This window comes from Streptomyces sp. NPDC054813 (genome assembly GCF_053611365.1).
The window spans coordinates 77,848-95,702 of the sequence record NZ_JBSHAF010000034.1 but is presented as its reverse complement, the minus strand read 5'-3'; the positions used below and the strand labels follow the sequence as shown (position 1 = coordinate 95,702).

The following is a 17,855-nucleotide window of genomic DNA, read 5'->3' as shown; positions in this document are numbered from 1 at the left end:
CCCGTAAAGCTTCTAGCGGGGCGCAGCCCCGTCTTTTCCAGGGGCGCGGGGAACTGCGCGAACGGCCACGAGCCACCCGCGGTCGCCGTACGACCGCAACCACCCCGCCCCTCGGGCGAGCCGAACGGTCAGGCGAAGACGACCGTTCGCCGGCCGTTGAGCAGGATGCGGCGCTCCGCGTGCCACTTCACCGCCCGCGCCAGCGCCTGGCACTCCACGTCCCGCCCGATCGCGACCAGCTGGTCCGGGGTGACGCCGTGCCCCACCCGCTCGACCTCCTGCTCGATGATCGGCCCCTCGTCGAGGTCCGCCGTGACGTAGTGCGCCGTCGCCCCGATCAGCTTGACGCCCCGCGCATGCGCCTGGTGGTAGGGCTTGGCGCCCTTGAAGCTCGGCAGGAACGAGTGGTGGATGTTGATGATCCGGCCGCTGAGCTGCTTGCACAGGTCGTCCGAGAGGACCTGCATGTACCGGGCCAGGACGACCAGCTCGACGTTCTCCTCGCGGACCAGCTCGAGGAGCTGGGCCTCCGCGTCGGCCTTGGTCTCCTTCGTCACCGGGATGTGGCGGAAGGGGACGTGGTACGACTCCACGAGCTCCGCGAATTCGGTGTGGTTGGAGACCACCGCGGCGATCTCCACCGGCAGCGCGCCGATCCGCGCACGGAAGAGCAGGTCGTTCAGGCAGTGCCCGAACTTGCTGACCATGAGGACGACGCGCATCCGCTCGTCGGCCCGGTTGATCTGCCAGTCCATGTGGAAGGAGTCACCGACCGCCGCGAAGCTGGCCCGCAGCTTGTCGACCGTCACCGGCGCCTCGGCCGAGAAGTGCACGCGCATGAAGAACAGACCCGTGTCGTGGTCCCCGAACTGCTGGCTGTCCTCGATGTTGCAGCCGGTCATGAACAGGTAGCTCGACACGGCGTGCACGATGCCCTGCTTGTCCGGGCAGGAGAGGGTGAGGACGTACTGGTCGGCCAGGGCGGCCTGGGCTCGGGTGGACTGATCCGTCATGCACCACAGAATCTCATGCCCGGCCGCCCCGGGCGGTCAGCGTCCGCTTCGCGGACTCACGCCGCCCGCGTCATGATCCGCAGCACCTCGAGGCTGCGCGGCGGGATGTCCGGGTCGTCGCCGTCACTCGCCGCCAGGCGCGTGTGCGCGTCCCGGGCCGCCCGGACCGCGTCCGGCCACGCCTGGTGGTCGAGGTACGCGGAGACCGGCGCGTCCGGCCCGACCTGGTGCATGATCCGCAGCACCCGCAGGACGGCGGTGTCGACGAGCGCCGCCTCCTGCGAGTCGCGGAATATCGTCCCGACGTATTTCTCCGCAGACCAGTTGTCCAGCCAGGTGTCCTCGACCAGCCGGTAGACCGCGTCGGTCACGTCGCCGTATCCCTCCTGGCCGGCCAGCCAGACGTTCCGCTGGAACTCCGGGTCGGAGAGCATGTGCAGCGCGGAGCGCACATTGCTGCGCCAGCGCCACCACGGCATGTCATTGAGTGGCATGCCGCCCATGGTGGAGGAGCGACGGCCGCGACGGGAAGAGTTCTCCGAACCTTGCACGGTCATCGATCGTACGTTCCTCGTCACACTCCCGTCACCGGCCCCCGCAATTCACCTGCGCGTCACCTCTCATTGACCATGGGTCACTCGGAGGTTAGTGATGTGACGGAATCGTGCGTGTCCATGACCGGCAGGCGTCCCACACTCAGCACCGTCCTCCCCACGACCCACCGGCGCGTCAGAGCCATCGCGCTGTCCGCGGTGGCCATGACGGCCTGTGCGTCACTCGCCGCCGGCTGCGGGGTCGTCCCGGGATTCTCGGGCTCGGGGGACGACGAGATCAAGGTGATGACCTGGGCGCCGCAGAAGACCGGCGCCACCAACAAGCCCGGCATGCCCGCCATGGCGTCGGCCATCGTCCACTGGGTCAACTCCCAGGGCGGCGTCGACGGCCACAAGCTCAAGCTGATCACCTGCAACGACCACAACTCCAGCGTGGGCGCCGCGAACTGCGCTCAGAAGGCGGCCGACGAGAACGTCGTCGCCGTCGTCGGCTCCTACAGCCAGTTCGGCGACTCCTACTTCGCCGCGCTGGAAGGCGCCGCCATCCCCTACATAGGCGGCTACGGGGCGTCGAACGAGGAGTTCACCAGCCCCGTCTCCTACCCGGTCAACGGCGGCCAGCTCACCCTGCTGTCCGGACTCGGGGAGGCGCTGGCCGACAAGTGCGGCCCGGTCACCCTGGTCCGCCCGGACACCATCGCCGGCGACCAGCTGCCCCAGCTGCTCGACTCGGGCCTGCAGGCCGGCAGCCACGCCAAGTCGAACGACCAGCTGGCGGCCGAGGACCTCACCGAGTACGACAAGCAGTCGCAGAAGGCGCTGGAGAGCGCCACCTCGGACTCGCTGAAGACGGGCTGTGTGGTTCCCGAGCTCGGTGACCGCACGGCCACCTTCATGGACAACTTCCAGCGCGCCCGCCAGGACTACCCGAAGGTGAAGACGGCCGCCGAGGTCGGCAGCGTCGACCAGACGGTGATCAACTCCACCGGCGGTGCGTCCGGCCCGTACGAGGGGTCGTACATCACCGGCTGGTACCCGGTGGCCTCGGACGCGCGCTGGGACCCGATGAAGAAGGTCATCAGCAAGGAGGCCTTCGGCGACAACCGGATCGACCCGGCCGACGCCGGGGTGCAGACGACCTGGATCGCCTACCAGGTCCTGATCGCCGCGCTGAAGAAGATCGGCACCGGCGACGTCAGCGCCGACAGTGTGCGCCGCACCCTCAACGACGGCCTGAAGGTCTCCACCGGCGGCCTCACCCCGTCGCTGTCCTGGCCCTACCAGGGCAAGCTGTCCGCGGCCGGCTTCTCCCGGCTGGTCAACACCGACGTGAACGTCCAGACGGTCAGGGGCGGCCTGCTCCAGTCGGCGAACAAGAACGCGCTGGACATGACCAAGATCCTGGAGAACGCGAACCTCACCTGACCGGCCGGGCCGGCCGGCTGACCCGGCCGACCCGCTGACCGGCTCTTACCGCCGGCCCGCTCTCACAGCTGGGTGGGCTGCCGCTGGGTCAGCCCGTACTTGCTCGCGATCGTGTTCCACAGCGCGGCCGCCTTCACCTTCTGGGAGCTGGCGGTGATGCTCTCCTGGTTGCCGGCCGCGGTCTGGCCGGTGGCGCGGGCCTGGCCCTTGTGGCAGCCGTGTTTGCCCTTGGCCTGGTCGGCCCAGGCCGCGTAGTGGTTGTCCGCGTTCGCGGAGGCCTGCCAGGCCTTGGTGAGGGCGCTGGTCAGCTCGGCGTTGCCCGGCAGCTTGTCGACGGACAGCTTCGACAGCCGGGTGACCAGCGCGGCCCGCTGCGTGGCGGCATTGCGCAGGTCGGAGGCGGAGCCGTCCAGGTCCTTGCACTGCTTCACATTGGCTACGGCACTGATCACCGCGGCCCGGCTGCTGCCGCTGTCGGCGAGCAGCTTGTCCAGGGCGGCGGCCTGCGCCTTCCCCTCGTCGGCCGCGGCCGACGAGGACCCGTCGCCGGCGGGCGCGGACGCGGCGACCGTCTTGCTGTCGTCGCCCGAGTCCCCGCCGCCCCCGCTGAACAGGGCACCGGCCCCGATCCCGAGGACGGCGATCCCGATCCCGACGGCTGCGATCACCGGCACCTTCGACCGGCCACGACCGCCCCGGCCACCGCCGTCACCGTCCCGGTCGTGGTCGTGGTCGTGGTCGTACGACGACGGGGGCGGGGTGTACGCCGGCTGCTGCTGGAAGCTCGGCGGCGGCTGCTGGAAGCGCGGCAGCTGAGCCGTGGACGCGGCCGGGGGCTCGCCGCCCGGCCCGCTGCGGAAGAGGTTGTCGAACTCGGCGGGCGGCTGCCGGTCGCCGCCCTGCTCGGCACCGGCCTGGTACGGCGGGATGTACTGCGTGGCCTCGGCGTCGGAGTGCGCGGCGGGCGCGGACTGCCGGCCCAGGAAGGTGGTCTGCTCGTGGGACCTCTCCGGCGGCAGCACACCCGGGCCGATCGGCGGTATCAGCTGGGTGGCCCCCTCGGGAGCCGCCGCCACCGGCGGTATGTACTGCGTGGCCCCCTCGCCCACCGGCGCGGCGGGCACCGGCGGGATGTACTGGGTCGCGCCCTCGTCGGCGGACGGCAGGGCACCGGGGTACCCGCCGTGGCCTCCGTGCGGGACGGCGGGCGGCAGCGCGGCACCCGGGGCGCCGTAGGGGTCCTGGCCGCCGGCCTGGGGCAGCGGGGCGCCGTACGGCTGCTGGGGCTGTGCGCCGTAGCCGTACGACTGCTCGTAGCCGCCGCCGTACGACGGGGCGGGCGCCCCCTCCGGCGGGAGCGGGCCGGCGCCGGAGCCGGGGGACCCGTACCGGTCGGCCTGGTTCTGCGCGGCCTGGGACTGCGCGGCGTGCGACTGGGCGTTCCAGGCGGGCGGCAGCTCGGGCGCCGGCTCCTGGGTGTTCCACTCCTGGCCGGCCGCCTGCGGCCAGCCCTGCTCGGGCTGCGGCGCGCCCTGCTGGTGACCGGGCCCCCACGGCTGTCCCCAGGCCTGACCCTCGGAGGGCGCGGTGGTCGGCGCCGGTGCGGGGGCGGGCGGCTGTGATAGGGGGGCGGGAACGCCCGTCATGCCCGGCAGCAGCGGCTCGCCACCGTCGGAGGGCAGCACGATGCCTTCGCGCGCGGGCTCGCCCTGTCCACTCTGCGTCACCGGGACTCCTACTAATGGGGGACCTTGTGAATCGTCGGCTCACGCTACCGGGTCCCCTCAGCAAGGTGCCACGCAGCCAAGGGCGCGATCTTCTTCCCTGCCACAGCAGTAACAAAACCGCCCCGCGGTGCGCTGTATATGCCGCCTCTCGCACGGCAAGGTGTGGTTTCCCACACGTTCACGCATCCGCGGGGCATGAATTCATGCGGCCGCCTGCAGATCCAGCCGGGCGCCGAACTCCCTGACGACCGGTTCGTCCCGGAACGGCTCCAGGCGCTGCTGGAAGTCCTCCAGGTACTCGGCGCCCCGGTTGGAGCGGACCGTCTCAAGGAGTTCCACCGCCTTCAGCCCGGTGGCACAGGCCTGTTCGATCTCGCGCTGCTGCACCTGCGCCGTGGCGAGGAGCACATAGCCGATCGCGCGGCGCCGCGCCCGCGTCGGCGGGTGCCCGGCCAGGGACTGCTCCGCGCTCCTCGCGGCCGCCTCGGCCTGGCCCAGGTCGCGGTGGCAGTGCGCCAACTCGTCGGCGAGATAGGCCTCGTCGAAGTGCGCGATCCACGCCGGGTCGTCCCCGGAGGACGGATCGGCGGCCTCCATCGCCGACACCGCACGCCCGGACGCCAGCTGCGCCGACCGCGCGTCGCCCAGCAGCGCGTGCCCGCGGGCCTCGGCCGCGTAGAACATGGCCTCCGCGCGCGGAGTCACGCGCCCGCGCGCCCCCTCCTGCGCCGCCCGCGCCAACTGAGCGATCTCCCGCGGGTTTCCGAGCTGCGCCGCGAGGTGGCTCATGGAGGCGGCGAGCACGTAGCCGCCGTAACCGCGGTCACCGGCGGCCTGCGCCAGGCGCAGCGACTGGATGTAGTACCGCTGGGCGAGCCCGGCTTGCCCGGTGTCGACGGCCATGTACCCGGCGAGCTCGGTGAGCCGGGCGACGGCCGCGAACAACTCCCGCCCCACGGACTCCCGGTAGGACCCGGCGAGCAGTCCGGAGACCACGCTGTTGAGGTAGTGCACGACGACCGGGCGCACATGCCCGCTGCCGTACTGGTGGTCCAGGTCGGTGAGCGCCTGTGTCATGGCCTTCACGGCCGCGACGTCCGACGGCCCGACCCGCGGCCCGGCCTGCCGCGCCACCTGCGCGTCCGGCGCCGAGATCAGCCAGTCCCGGCTGGGCTCGACCAGCGCGGACGCGGCGACCGAGGAACCGGAGAGGAAGTCCCGGCGGCCCACGTCACTGCGCCACAGCTCGCAGACCTGTTCGATGGCCCCCAGGACCGTCGGCGAGAACTGGAGGCCGACGCCCGACGCGAGGTTCTTGCCGTTGGCCATGCCGATCTCGTCGATCGTGACCGTACGGCCCAGCTTGCGCCCCAGCGCCTCGGCGATGATCGCGGGCGCGCGGCCCCGCGGCTGCTGTCCGCGCAGCCAGCGGGCCACGGACGTCTTGTCGTACCGGAGGTCGAGACCGTGCTCCGCGCCGCACATGTTGACCCGGCGGGCGAGCCCGGCGTTCGAGCACCCCGCCTCCTGGATGAGCGCCTGCAACCGTTCGTTCGGCTGCCGCGCGACAAGCGGCCTTGCGGCCATGGCGTACCCCCTGCGAACTCCCTGTAGGGAAAAGATCCGGCCTTGACGATCACTGCCCAGCGGACATGCCGAAAATGCGGGACATGCGAGGATTGCCGGGTAAAAGCAGCGGAATTGCGGGTAGGACCGCCGCCAACCCCCCACACGTGACTACCCGCTCACGCCCCGGTTCCTCCTGCGCGCCCCCACACGTGCATCCATGCGCCCCAGTTGCGGAAAGGATGCTCCTCCCCCGCGCGCGCTACGCCCGTAACTCCAGGTGGGTGCGGGAGTTGTGATGAACGTGGAAGAGACGATCGTCGGCACCGAAGCCGCTCAGATTCCGAAGCAGCGCGGGGAATCGCTGCTGGAGACCGCCGTACGCTACGCCGAGGAGCGCCACTGGGACGTCTTCCCCGGCACCTGGCTGGAAGCGGTCGAGGGGGTGCAGTGCTGTTCCTGCGGGGAGGTCGCGTGCGCGGCGCCCGGCGCGCACGCGGCGCGCCCGGACTGGGCGTCGCAGGCGACCGGTAGTGCGACGGTGGCGCGCCGGATGTGGCAGAAGCAGCCGACGGCGTCGATCCTGCTGCCGACGGGGCGGACCTTCGACGCGTTGTCCGTCCCGGAGACGGCCGGGTTCCTGGCGCTGGCCCGGATGGAGCGGATGGAGCTGACGCTCGGGCCGGTGACGCTCACGCCCGACCGCTTGATGCAGTTCTTCGTGCTGCCGGGCGGGTCGGTGAAGGTGCCGGAGCTGGTACGGAAGCTGGGCTGGGCGCCGGCGTCGCTGGACCTCACGGCGCTGGGTGAGGGCGCGTACGTGCCGGCGCCGCCGACGCGGTTGGGCTCCCGGGGCGCGGTGCAGTGGGCCTGCCGGCCGACACCGGCGAACCGGTGGCTGCCGGACGCGGAGGAGCTGATCTCGGCGCTGGCCTATGCGTGCGGGCGGGACCGGTAGCGCCTACAGGGTTGCCGGGTGCGGTGGGTGCGCGAGTTCAGGTCGCGTGTGGTTGCTCGCGCAGTTCCCCGCGCCCCTTACGGGGCGCTGCCCAGCCGCGTCCTACTCAGCTGCGGGCAATCGTGCCTCCCCCAGTGCCTTAAGAGCCTGGGAGGTGCCCCCCAGGCGGCACGGGTGGGCGCAGCGGCATCCTGTCGGCGCCGGTAAGCGAAACCTCCCATCCCCAGCCCCCCGTCCACCCGCACTCTCGTAGACCCGACTCCCCCGTAGGGTTCTGGCATGACCGATGCCGTTCGTGTTCGTGGGCTCTGGAAGCGGTTTGGGCAGCAGGTGGCCGTCGGCGGGATCGATCTGTCGCTGCCCGCCGGGAAGTTCGTCGGGCTGGTCGGGCCCAACGGGGCCGGAAAGACCACCACCCTCTCCATGGTGACCGGGCTGCTCCGGCCTGACCAGGGAAGTGCCGAGGTGGTCGGGCACGACGTGTGGCAGGACCCGGTGGCGGTGAAGGCCCGTATCGGCGTGCTGCCCGAAGGGCTGCGGCTCTTCGAGCGGCTCTCCGGACGCGAACTGCTCGGCTACACCGGCCGGCTGCGCGGACTGCCCGGCGCCGAGGTCGACAAGCGGGCCACCCAGCTCCTGGACGTACTCGATCTCGCCGGCTCCCAGCACAAGCTCGTCGTCGACTACTCGACCGGCATGCGCAAGAAGATCGGGCTCGCGGCGGCTCTCCTCCACAACCCCGAAGTCCTCTTCCTGGACGAGCCGTTCGAGGGCGTCGACCCGGTGTCCGCGCAGACCATCCGGGGCGTCCTGGAGCGCTACACGGCCTCCGGCGCGACCGTCGTCTTCTCCTCCCACGTCATGGAACTCGTGGAGTCGCTGTGCGACTGGGTGGCGGTGATGGCGGCCGGGCGGATCCGTGCGACGGGCACCCTGGCGGACGTGCGCGGGGCGCACGGCACCCTCCAGGCCGCCTTCCTGGAACTGGTCGGGGCGAGCGGACGGGACGCCGGGGCCGACCTGGACTGGCTGGGCGGCGGGGCGGCCCGATGACGGACGTGACCGCCACCGTCGTACGGCTGAAGCTGTCGCTGTTGCGCAACGGGCTGCGGCAGTCCGGTGGCCGACGGGCCGCGTTCGTCGTGTCGGCCGTGCTCGCGCTGCTGTTCGGGGCGGTGCAGCTGCTGGGCCTGATCATGCTGCGCGGCCATGCGCACGCGGATGCCGTGGCCGTGCCGGGGGCGGCCGTGCTGGCGCTCGGATGGGCGGTGATGCCGCTGTTCTTCCCGAGCGGCGACGAGACCCTGGACCCGACCCGCCTGGTGATGCTCCCGCTGCGGCCACGACCGCTGGTACGGGCCCTGCTGGCCGCCTCCCTGGTCGGCATCGGCCCGCTGTTCTCACTGTTGCTGCTGGTGGGCTGTGCGGCGGCCGTGGCGCACGGGGCGGCCGGGTACGGCGTCGCGGTCGTCGCCGTCGCCCTCGCGCTGCTGGTCTGCGTGGCCCTCGCACGGGCCGTGGCCGCCGCGAACGTACGGCTGCTCAGCAGCCGCAAGGGCCGTGACCTGGCCGTACTGAGCGGCCTGGTCATCGCCATCGGGGCGCAGCTGGTCAACTTCGGGGCCCGGAGCCTCGGTTCGGCAGGGCTCGGGGAGCTCGCGCCGGTGGCCGACGTGGTGCGCTGGCTGCCGCCGGCGTCGGCGATCGGCGCGGTGCACTCGGCGAGCGAAGGGGCGTACGGCACGGCCGCCGCGCAGCTGGGCCTGTCCGTGGCCGCGCTGGCGTTGCTGGTCGGCGCCTGGGCGCGGACCCTGACCCGGTTGATGACCGCACCGGACGGCTCGACGCTCCAGGCGCCCGGCTCGGCCGTCCGGAGCCGTTCCTCCGACGGCGCGGGCCTGGGGCACCTGCTCCCCTCCGGCCGTACCGGAACGGTCATGGCGCGCAGCCTGCGCTACGTCTGGCGCGACCCCAAGACCAAGGCCGCCTGGGTGACCTCGCTGGCCATCGGCCTGATCGTGCCCGTCTTCAACGCCCTCCAGGGCACCGGGTCGATCTACTTCGCGTGCTTCGCCGCCGGGATGCTCGGCATCCAGATGTACAACCAGTTCGGGCAGGACACCTCCGCCTTCTGGATGGTCGCGATGACCATCTCGTCCCCGCGGGACGCCTATGTCGAACTGCGCGGGCGCGCGCTGGCCCTGCTGGTGATCACCCTGCCGTACGCGACGCTGGTGACCGTCCTGACCACGGCCATGCTGGGCGACTGGCCCCGGCTGCCCGAGGTGCTCGGCCTGTCCTTCGCCCTGCTCGGCGCGATGCTGGCGACCGGCGCCTGGACCTCGGCCCGCTTCCCGTACTCCATCCCCCAGGAGGGCCACAAGAACGTCGCCGCCGGTCAGGCCGGCCTGGCCTGGATCGCGATCTTCGGCGGCATGGTCTCGGCGGCCCTCCTGTGCGCCCCCGTCATCGCCCTGACGATCACGCTGAACGTGAGCGCGGGAGGCGGGGAGTGGACATGGGTGTTGCTGCCGGTGGGCGCGGCCTACGGGGCGGCGATCACCTGGGCGGGCCTGCGCCTGGCGGCACCGCGCACGGCGGCGAGCCTGCCGGAGATCCTGACGGCTGTCAGCAGGGGGTGACCCCAGCGCCCCGTAACGGGCGCGGGGCTGTATCGATGTGCGGCTACCGCCGCGCGGAGCAACCACGATGTACCCGCAGCCGCGAGACAACATCGCCGCCCCTCCGGTCCGCGCCCCTCACTCCCCCACTCGATCAAGAAACGGCTCCACAGCCGCCCGCCAGGCCTCCGGCCGGTCATACGGCAGCAGATGCCCCGCCTCGGCCACCTCGGCGTACTCCCCCTTGGAGAGGACCCGCACCATCTCCTGCGCCTCCGCCCGCCCCAGCTCCCCGTCCACCCCGCGCACCACCAGCGCGGGACACGGCACCTGGGCCAGTTCCTCCCAGTGCGCGTCGTACACCCAGGTCTCCCGGGACTTCAGCATCTGGTCGGGGTCGAAGACGGGCCGCCACCCGTCGGTGCCCTCGTGCATCACCTCGGCGTAGAACTCCCCGCGCGCCGGGTTCGGCCGCTCCACCCAGGGATCGTCCTCGCCGAACCACTTGCGTACGTCGGCGAGCGTGGCGAAGGGGACGGGCCAGGACTTGAACCAGTCGGCCCACTCGCGCTGCGAGGCCGCGCCCAGCGCGGAGGCCCGCATATCGCAGATGATCAGGCCCCGGACCAGTTCGGGGCGCTTCGCGGCGAGCTGCCAGGCGGTCAGCGCGCCCATGGCGTGGCCGATGAGCACGGCCGGGCCGAGGTCCAGCTGCTCGATGGCGGCCGCGGCGTCCTCGACGTACGCCTCACGCGTGTACGCGGCCTGCGGGGGCTTGTCGCTCTGGCCGTGGCCGCGCTGGTCGAGGGCGACGGCGCGGTGCCGGTCGGAGAGCCAGCGGGCGGTGGAGGCCCAGTGCGAGGCGCGGCCCATCAGGCCGTGCAGTAACAGCACGCCGGGGAACGAACGGTCCGGGTCGGGACGGTCAGCGTGCGGCCGCGCCGGATCCTCCGCCTTGGGCGGGTCCGCGAACTCCCAGGCGGCGAGGTGTACGCCGCCGGCTCCTGTCACGTCGATGCGTCGTGCCATGAGCCTGGCACCCCCCTTGCTCCGCGTGCCTAGTGTCGCCTCGTATCGCTTCGTGCTGCTTCGGTACCGCTGCAGACTATCGAATATCTATTCGAAAATCGGGGTCCTGCGGGCAACACCCCTCGTTCGAGTGACCCCTCCCCAGGCATGATCGGCGCCACCAGGGGGATTCCTTCTGCGGGGGGCGGACCGCTCGGGGAAGACGGTCCGAGGGGATGACCCTGAGAGCTCGGGGCTCCGGGTCAGCACTGGGGAGGACAGGCCCCGGCACCGAAGGGTGCCGGGGCCAACCCCCGGTCCGTCTTCACGCCTTCGGCACATCCTCCCCGCCCCCTCAGGTCATATGCCTCTCGCGACAGCCTCGCACGCGAAACGTTCGAGCGCTGCGATTCGGAGCACTGAATCTCGGATTCGACGCGTTCGACAGACCCCGCGGCGACGCCGAGAGAGGGCGTCAACTACCCCACGAACAGCGGAAGTTGAGAGACGCTCCGGTCTACCGGCGCTCAGCGCTTGGCGACGAACACATGGGAGGCGACGTCCGCCTCCAGCTCGGCCGCCTCGCCGCCGCTGCCCACCAGCACCCCGCCGGCCGCCTCCGTCACGCTCACCACCGAACCGGGCTGCACACCCGCCCGCCGCAGCGTGTACATCAGCTGCGCGTCGGTCTGGATGGGCTCACCGATCCGGCGTACGACCACGGTCTTGCCGTCCGCACCCGGATCCAGGTCGGCCAGCGAGACCATGCCCTCGTCGAGGAACGGGTCCGCGCCGTCCTTCTCGCCCAGCTCCTCCAGGCCCGGGATCGGGTTGCCGTACGGCGACTCGGTCGGGTGGCGCAGCAGCTCCAGCACCCGCCGCTCCACCGCCTCGCTCATCACGTGCTCCCAGCGACACGCCTCGGCGTGCACCTGCTCCCACTCCAGGCCGATCACGTCGACCAGCAGGCACTCGGCGAGCCGGTGCTTGCGCATCACGCGCGTCGCCAGCCGGCGGCCCTCGTCGGTCAGCTCCAGATGGCGGTCGCTGGCGACGGACACCAGGCCGTCCCGCTCCATCCGCGCCACCGTCTGGCTCACCGTCGGCCCGCTCTGGTCGAGCCGCTCCGCGATGCGGGCGCGCATGGGGACCACGCCTTCCTCTTCAAGCTCGAGGATGGTGCGGAGATACATCTCCGTGGTGTCGATCAGTCCGGACATACGTGCCCCTCGATTACCTCTGCCGGAAGCCCGGCCGCGTGCGTGCGCTGGCCCTGTCACCAATTCTGCCGGATCCCACTGACAAGCGGGGGACGCGGGGAAAACAGGAGCCCGGCGGCTCGGGCCCGCCGCTGCCACCCCCGGCCGTATTGACACCGAGATGGTCCAGACCGGAGGGTGATCCGCGACACAGACTTCCGTGCCACGGACCTCCGCGCCACGGACCACGGCGTCGACCGCGCAAAGGGGCACCGCATGAGCGACGGCACACCCGCCGACCTGTTCTTCGACGCCGCGATCGGGCTCCTGCAACGCGTCCGCGACGAGGAGGCCGAGGCCATCACCGCCGCCGGCACCCTCCTCGCCGACACCGTCGCCGCCGGCGGCCGACTGTTCGCCTTCGGCGCCGGGCACTCCTCCCTCGCCGCCCAGGACGTCGTCTACCGCGCGGGCGGCCTCGCCCTCATGAACCTCCTGGCCGCCCCCGGCCTCGTCGGCGTCGACGTGATGCCCGCGACCCTCGGCTCCCGCCTGGAACGCGTCGACGGACTCGCCACCGCCGTCCTGGACACCTCGCCCCTACGCGCCGGCGACACCCTCGTGATCATCTCTCTGTCCGGCCGCAACGCCCTGCCCGTCGAGATGGCCGTCACCGCCCGCACCCGCGGCGCCAAGGTCATCGGCGTGACCTCCGTGGCCTACGCCGCCGAGACCGCCTCCCGGCACTCCTCCGGCACGTACCTCAAGGACCACTGCGACGTCGTACTCGACTCGAAGATCGCCATCGGCGACGCCGAACTCACCCTCGACACCATCCCGGCCCCCTTCGCCCCCGCCTCCACGGTCGTCACCAGCGCCCTGCTCCAAGCGGTCCTCGCCACCACCGCGGCCACCCTCGCCGACCGCGGCATCGAGCCCCCGCTGCTGCGCTCCGGCAACGTCGACGGCGGCCACGAATGGAACGCCCGCGTGTTCGAGGAGTACCGCGACCGGATCTTCTACCAGCACTGAGGCCCGGCGCCGAGCGGCCGCTACTGCTGCCGTTCCTTCGCCAGCTGGGCCAGATCCAGCGCCGTGGCGATCCGCACCGCCACGTCCTCCGCGTACGTCGCGTCCACGCGCTCGAAGCGGCTGCGCCCCGACCCGCGCAGGAACGTCAGCACGCCCAGCGTCCGCCCCCGGCTGCGCAGCACCGCGCACAACGCGTGCACCGCGTCCCCCGGCCACTGCCGCTCCAGCGCCCACGCCCGCGCACGATCCGCCGGCACACTCCCGGCGTCCGCCCGCACACTCCCGGCGCGCGCCACGCACTGCAACGCCGGATGCCCCTCCTCGTAGCGCACCGGCAGCCCCGCCGCGCCCGTCAGCAGGCTCGGCCCCGGCGACCCGGACGGCGTGGCCGCGATCCGCACCAGCCGTACCGGACCCACGTCCCCGTCCGCCCGGGCACCGCCCACCACCCGGTCGACCACCGCGTGATCGGCGAAACCCGCCAGCGCGAAGTCCAGATGGACGGTGGCCGCCTCCACCGGGTCCTCGCACTCGGAGGCCGCGCGGCCCGCACGATGCAGCTGGTTCGCACGGAAGCGCAGCATGGCCGCCTCCTGCTCGGCCTGCTTGGCCTCCGTGACGTCCTGGAACAGCCAGCCGACCCCGAGCGGCACCGGCTCCTCCGCGAGCGGCGACGCCAGCCGCACGAACCCGGACCGCCAGCAGCGACGCTCCTCGCCCTCCGCCGTCCGCACGCTCACCCACATCTCGGCCGGCGCGGGCGGCGCACCCTCGGCCAGCACATGCGTGAGCGCGCCCTCCAGATCCTCCACGCCCTGCGCCAGCAGCTCCCCGAGCGGGCGCCCCAGCGCCGACGTGCGCCCCGTCCCGAGCGCCCGCGCGGCATGCGCGTTGACGACGGCGGGCCGCAGATCCGCGTCCACGAGGACGACACCCCAGGCCGCGTCCTCGAACAGCGCCTCGCTCAGCGCGATCGACCGCTCCAGGTCGATCTGCGTATGCACCTCGCTGAACGCGCAGTACACACCCGCCGGCTTCCCGTCCGGCCCGCGCACGGCCGCCGACTGCGTCCGCACCAGCACCCGCCCGCCGTCCTTGGTGAGCAGCGCGAACTCGTGCACCTGGCGCCCCGTGGCGTGCATGGCCGACAGCAGCCGCCCCTCGACCTCGTCGGCGTCCGCCGCACGCACCGCCCACCCGGCGAACCCGTGCCGGCCCACCGCCTCGGCCGCCGTCCACCCCAGGATCCGCTCGGCCTCACGGTTCCAGTGCGTGACGAAGCCGTCCGCGTCGAACGCGCACAGGGCCGCGTCCATGCCGTCAAGGAGCGCGGCGAGCAGGTCCGAGCCGCCCGAGTCCTCCGGACCGTCCCGCTCCGGTTCCGGCTCGGGCTCGTCGGGCCCCAGCTCGTCGGTGGTCCCACTACGCCGGGAAGCACTCACCTGGACCCCCATCAGGCTGCGTCCGCACGCACGGCGCGCCGGTTCCTCGCTGCCCTTCATTCAACTCGAACGTGACGCAGCCCACACTGTGTTCCCGCAAGATTGAAGGAATCGTTGCAAGCCGACGCTCACAACCCGAGCCGAAGATCCACCCACTCATCGTCCCCTCCGTCGAGCACATACCGCTCCACCTCGACGAACCCGCACCGCCCGGCGAACCGCAGCCCGTCCTCGTTGACCGCCAGCACACACGTCTCGACGGCCTCTGCACCCTGCACGCGCGCGTGCGCGAGCCCACGCTCGTACAACGCCTTGCCGAACCCCCGCCGCCGAAACCCCGGCAGCACCCGCGCGATCACGGTCACCGCCCCGTCGACCGCGGGCCGCACGGTCGAACACCCCACGAGAACGTCCCCGAGATACGCGTTCTCCAGCCGATATCCCCGCGCCAGCCGCTCCCGCGCCTCGGCAGCCGACATCGCGGCCGGCGGTACGACGACGTTGTGCACGTACCGCCACTCCTCCAGCGCCTCGTCCCCGCCCACGCCCACGACCCTCAGCACACCGCTCACGCGTCCCCCGCCTCTCCTGCAGCCCGCCGGGCGTACACCTCGATCTCGATCTTCATCCGCGGATCCGCCAGCCCGCACACCATCATCGTCGCGGCCGGCCGCACATCCCCGAACACCCGCCGCAACGCCGGCCAGCACGGCTCGAAGTCCTCCCGCACGGGCAGCAGGTACCGCACCCGCACCACGTCCTTGAACCCGCAGCGGGCCTCGGCCAGCGCCGCCCCGATGTTCCGCAGGCACTGCTCGGCCTGCTCCACCACGTCCTCGGAGATGGTCATCTCCGCATAGTCGAACCCCGTGGTCCCGGACACATGCACCCAGTCCCCGTCCACCACGGCCCGCGCATACCCGATCTGCTCCTCGAACACAGACCCACCGAGAATCACCTGCCGCTTTGTCATGTACGAAACGCTAGACGACCGCCGCTGGAAACCGCGGCCGCAAACATCCCGAAAAAGCAGTTGAACCGGCCCCCGGGGCTTCTTAATGTGTGGGGTACACGAGAAGGGAGGTGGTTCGGCAGATGTATGACAACCGGACGCGTGAGGTGACTGCGGGCTAGCGCCCGTCACCACACCGAGTGCGGTGCCGGACCGGCACGTGACAGACGCGTGCAGCCGGCCCAATCCCAGGCAGTCACCCGACCCGCGAACTCGCCGGTACGTCCGGCCGGCTTCTCCGTCGTCAGACGGAGGGACCTCGAGTTCGCGGGTCGTCTGCGTCCGCGTGGGATTTCGCGGGGCTCAGAGGAGACTCAGGGGCTGAGGCGCTCCACGTGCCAGGTGCCGTCGGGGGCGATGACGTAGCAGAGGCGGTCGTGGAGGCGGTTGTGGCGGCCCTGCCAGAACTCGACCGCACGGGGTTCGATGCGGAAGCCGCCCCAGTGCGGGGGGACCGGGACCTGTTCGCCCTCGGGGTAGCGGGCGCTCAGGTCGGCGTAGGCGGTGTCGAGTTCGGTGCGGGAGTGAATGACCGAGGACTGGGCGCTGGCCCAGGCTCCGAGCTGGGAGCCGTGCGGGCGGGTGCGGAAGTAGGCGGCGGTCTCGTCGCGGCCGGTGCGGCGGGCGGTGCCGGTGACGATGACCTGACGGGCGATCGCGTGCCAGGGGAAGAGCAACGAGATGTGGGGGTTCGCGGCGAGGTCCTGGGCTTTGCGGGAGTCGTAGTTGGTGTAGAAGACGAAGCCCTGGGTGTCGTACTGCTTCATCAGGACCGTGCGTGAGCTGGGGCGGCCCTCGGCGTCGGCGGTGGAGACGATCATCGCGTTGGGTTCGTAGATCATGCCGTCGGCGGCCGCCCGCGCGGCTTGTTCGAACCAACGGGTGAACTGGTCCATGGGGTGTGCGACGAGGTCGTGCTCGTCGAGGCCCTCGGCCTGGTAGTGCTTGCGCATCAGCGCGGGGTTGAGGATGGGGTCGGCGGCGGCGGCGTCGGGGTCGGTCACGCGGTCATCCTGCCGTATGCACATATGGGTGGGGGCCACATGTGACGCAGAGCCAACCTGGCACTGAGTGCCGCTGGACTCCCCAATGCTGGCACTCGGGGTTATGGTGCAGATGCCTCCGCCGTACACCTCACCGAGGAGCCGCCCCATGTCCGACTTCGTACCTGGGCTCGAAGGAGTCGTCGCGTTCGAGACGGAGATCGCCGAACCGGACAAGGAGGGGGGCGCCCTGCGGTACCGGGGCGTCGACATCGAGGATCTGGTCGGGCACGTCTCGTTCGGGAACGTCTGGGGGCTGCTGGTCGACGGTGCCTTCAATCCCGGTCTGCCGCCCGCCGAGCCGTTCCCGATCCCGGTCCATTCGGGTGACATCCGGGTGGACGTCCAGTCCGCGCTCGCCATGCTCGCCCCGGTGTGGGGGCTGAAGCCGCTCCTCGACATCGACGCGGAGCAGGCTAGGGACGACCTGGCGCGGGCCGCGGTCATGGCGCTGTCGTACGTCGCCCAGTCCGCGCGCGGGCAGGGGCTGGCCATGGTGCCGCAGCGGGAGATCGACAAGGCGAACTCGGTCGTGGAGCGGTTCATGATCCGGTGGCGCGGGGAGCCGGATCCCAAGCATGTGGCGGCGGTGGACGCGTACTGGACGTCGGCCGCCGAGCACGGGATGAACGCGTCGACCTTCACCGCGCGGGTCATCGCGTCCACGGGTGCGGATGTCGCCGCCGCACTGTCGGGTGCGGTGGGCGCGATGTCGGGGCCGTTGCACGGGGGTGCGCCGTCCCGGGTGCTGGGGATGATCGAGGAGATCGAGCGGACCGGGGACGCCGAGGCCTACGTCAAGGGTGCGCTGGACCGGGGTGAGCGGCTGATGGGGTTCGGGCACCGGGTGTACCGGGCGGAGGATCCGCGGGCGCGGGTGCTGCGGCGGACGGCTCGGGAGCTGGGGGCGCCGCGGTTCGAGATCGCGGAGGCGTTGGAGAAGGCGGCGCTGGAGGAGCTCCACAACCGTCGGCCGGATCGTGTGCTCGCCACCAATGTGGAGTTCTGGGCGGCGATCATGCTGGACTTCGCGGAGGTGCCGGCCCACATGTTCACGTCGATGTTCACGTGTGCGCGCACCGCTGGGTGGTCGGCGCACATTCTTGAGCAGAAGCGGACGGGGCGGTTGGTGCGGCCGTCGGCGGAGTATGTGGGGCCGGGGGTGCGGAAGCCTCAGGACATCGAGGGGTACGGGGACATCGCCCACTAGTCCGGGGCGTCGGCCTGGCGTCGTCGGCCCCCAGGAGCGGCATGG

16 protein-coding genes are annotated in these 17,855 nt (G+C 71.8%); 6 read left to right on the top strand and 10 right to left on the bottom strand.

Annotated features, from left to right (window positions below; genetic code table 11):
* Window positions 1-128: 128 nt before the first annotated feature.
* Together purU and ACWGJB_RS44080 are read right to left on the bottom strand one after the other, a co-directional pair.
* Entirely contained in the window at window positions 129-1,013 is an 885-nt protein-coding gene (purU, locus tag ACWGJB_RS44085) for a formyltetrahydrofolate deformylase (protein ID WP_453385670.1), read from the bottom strand.
* 56 nt (window positions 1,014-1,069) lie between these two features.
* The gene (locus ACWGJB_RS44080) at window positions 1,070-1,570 is read right to left on the bottom strand and encodes an SCO4402 family protein (protein WP_453385669.1); all 501 of its coding nucleotides are present in this window, start codon (window positions 1,568-1,570) and stop codon (window positions 1,070-1,072) included.
* Window positions 1,571-1,687: 117 nt separating this feature from the next.
* Here ACWGJB_RS44080 and ACWGJB_RS44075 point away from each other — a divergent pair, with 117 nt between their 5' ends.
* Window positions 1,688-2,992 (top strand): ABC transporter substrate-binding protein, encoded by a 1,305-nt coding sequence (locus tag ACWGJB_RS44075; RefSeq protein ID WP_453385668.1) that lies wholly within the window; start codon window positions 1,688-1,690, stop codon window positions 2,990-2,992.
* Window positions 2,993-3,054: 62 nt separating this feature from the next.
* On the opposite strand, the gene ACWGJB_RS44070 is transcribed toward ACWGJB_RS44075, so the two are convergent.
* Complete coding sequence (locus tag ACWGJB_RS44070) at window positions 3,055-4,719, bottom strand: hypothetical protein (RefSeq protein ID WP_453385667.1); 1,665 nt, start codon at window positions 4,717-4,719, stop codon at window positions 3,055-3,057.
* Between the two features lie 201 nt (window positions 4,720-4,920).
* Window positions 4,921-6,306 carry a transcriptional regulator gene (locus tag ACWGJB_RS44065; RefSeq protein ID WP_453385666.1) on the bottom strand — a complete coding sequence of 462 codons (1,386 nt, stop codon included), beginning with the start codon at window positions 6,304-6,306 and terminating at the stop codon, window positions 4,921-4,923.
* Window positions 6,307-6,580: 274 nt separating this feature from the next.
* Here ACWGJB_RS44065 and ACWGJB_RS44060 point away from each other — a divergent pair, with 274 nt between their 5' ends.
* The 3 genes from ACWGJB_RS44060 to ACWGJB_RS44050 all read left to right on the top strand — a co-directional run bounded on the left by ACWGJB_RS44060 (window position 6,581) and on the right by ACWGJB_RS44050 (window position 9,885).
* The gene (locus ACWGJB_RS44060) at window positions 6,581-7,243 is read left to right on the top strand and encodes a bifunctional DNA primase/polymerase (protein WP_453385665.1); all 663 of its coding nucleotides are present in this window, start codon (window positions 6,581-6,583) and stop codon (window positions 7,241-7,243) included.
* A gap of 279 nt (window positions 7,244-7,522) precedes the next feature.
* Window positions 7,523-8,296 (top strand): ABC transporter ATP-binding protein, encoded by a 774-nt coding sequence (locus ACWGJB_RS44055; protein WP_453385664.1) that lies wholly within the window; start codon window positions 7,523-7,525, stop codon window positions 8,294-8,296.
* Window positions 8,293-9,885, top strand: a complete 1,593-nt coding sequence (locus tag ACWGJB_RS44050) for a transporter (RefSeq protein ID WP_453385663.1) — start codon at window positions 8,293-8,295, stop codon at window positions 9,883-9,885. Before ACWGJB_RS44055 ends, ACWGJB_RS44050 begins: the two co-directional genes overlap by 4 nt.
* Before the next feature lie 117 nt (window positions 9,886-10,002).
* Here ACWGJB_RS44050 and ACWGJB_RS44045 read toward each other — a convergent pair whose 3' ends face one another.
* The gene (locus ACWGJB_RS44045) at window positions 10,003-10,893 is read right to left on the bottom strand and encodes an alpha/beta fold hydrolase (RefSeq protein ID WP_453385662.1); all 891 of its coding nucleotides are present in this window, start codon (window positions 10,891-10,893) and stop codon (window positions 10,003-10,005) included.
* A 506-nt stretch (window positions 10,894-11,399) separates the two neighbouring features.
* Window positions 11,400-12,092: a metal-dependent transcriptional regulator gene (locus ACWGJB_RS44040; protein ID WP_351321325.1), complete on the bottom strand. Its 693-nt coding sequence runs from the start codon at window positions 12,090-12,092 to the stop codon at window positions 11,400-11,402.
* A 255-nt stretch (window positions 12,093-12,347) separates the two neighbouring features.
* On the opposite strand from ACWGJB_RS44040, the gene ACWGJB_RS44035 reads away from it, so the two are divergent.
* Entirely contained in the window at window positions 12,348-13,103 is a 756-nt protein-coding gene (locus ACWGJB_RS44035; RefSeq protein WP_453385661.1) for an SIS domain-containing protein, read from the top strand.
* 20 nt (window positions 13,104-13,123) lie between these two features.
* On the opposite strand, the gene ACWGJB_RS44030 is transcribed toward ACWGJB_RS44035, so the two are convergent.
* From ACWGJB_RS44030 to pdxH, 4 genes are all read right to left on the bottom strand, one after another.
* The gene (locus ACWGJB_RS44030) at window positions 13,124-14,545 is read right to left on the bottom strand and encodes a PAS domain-containing protein (RefSeq protein WP_453385660.1); all 1,422 of its coding nucleotides are present in this window, start codon (window positions 14,543-14,545) and stop codon (window positions 13,124-13,126) included.
* Window positions 14,546-14,673: 128 nt separating this feature from the next.
* On the bottom strand, window positions 14,674-15,117 hold the full coding sequence (locus ACWGJB_RS44025) for an N-acetyltransferase family protein (protein ID WP_453385659.1): 444 nt from the start codon (window positions 15,115-15,117) through the stop codon (window positions 14,674-14,676).
* Window positions 15,114-15,518, bottom strand: coding sequence for a RidA family protein (locus ACWGJB_RS44020; RefSeq protein ID WP_360485550.1), 405 nt, complete (start codon window positions 15,516-15,518; stop codon window positions 15,114-15,116). The genes ACWGJB_RS44025 and ACWGJB_RS44020 overlap by 4 nt, the downstream gene beginning before the upstream one ends.
* A 353-nt stretch (window positions 15,519-15,871) precedes the next feature.
* The gene (pdxH, locus tag ACWGJB_RS44015) at window positions 15,872-16,585 is read right to left on the bottom strand and encodes a pyridoxamine 5'-phosphate oxidase (protein ID WP_453385658.1); all 714 of its coding nucleotides are present in this window, start codon (window positions 16,583-16,585) and stop codon (window positions 15,872-15,874) included.
* A gap of 124 nt (window positions 16,586-16,709) precedes the next feature.
* Here pdxH and ACWGJB_RS44010 point away from each other — a divergent pair, with 124 nt between their 5' ends.
* A complete protein-coding gene (locus ACWGJB_RS44010; RefSeq protein WP_453385657.1) occupies window positions 16,710-17,810 on the top strand; it encodes a citrate synthase 2 in 1,101 nt (366 codons plus the stop codon).
* Window positions 17,811-17,855: the final 45 nt, after the last annotated feature.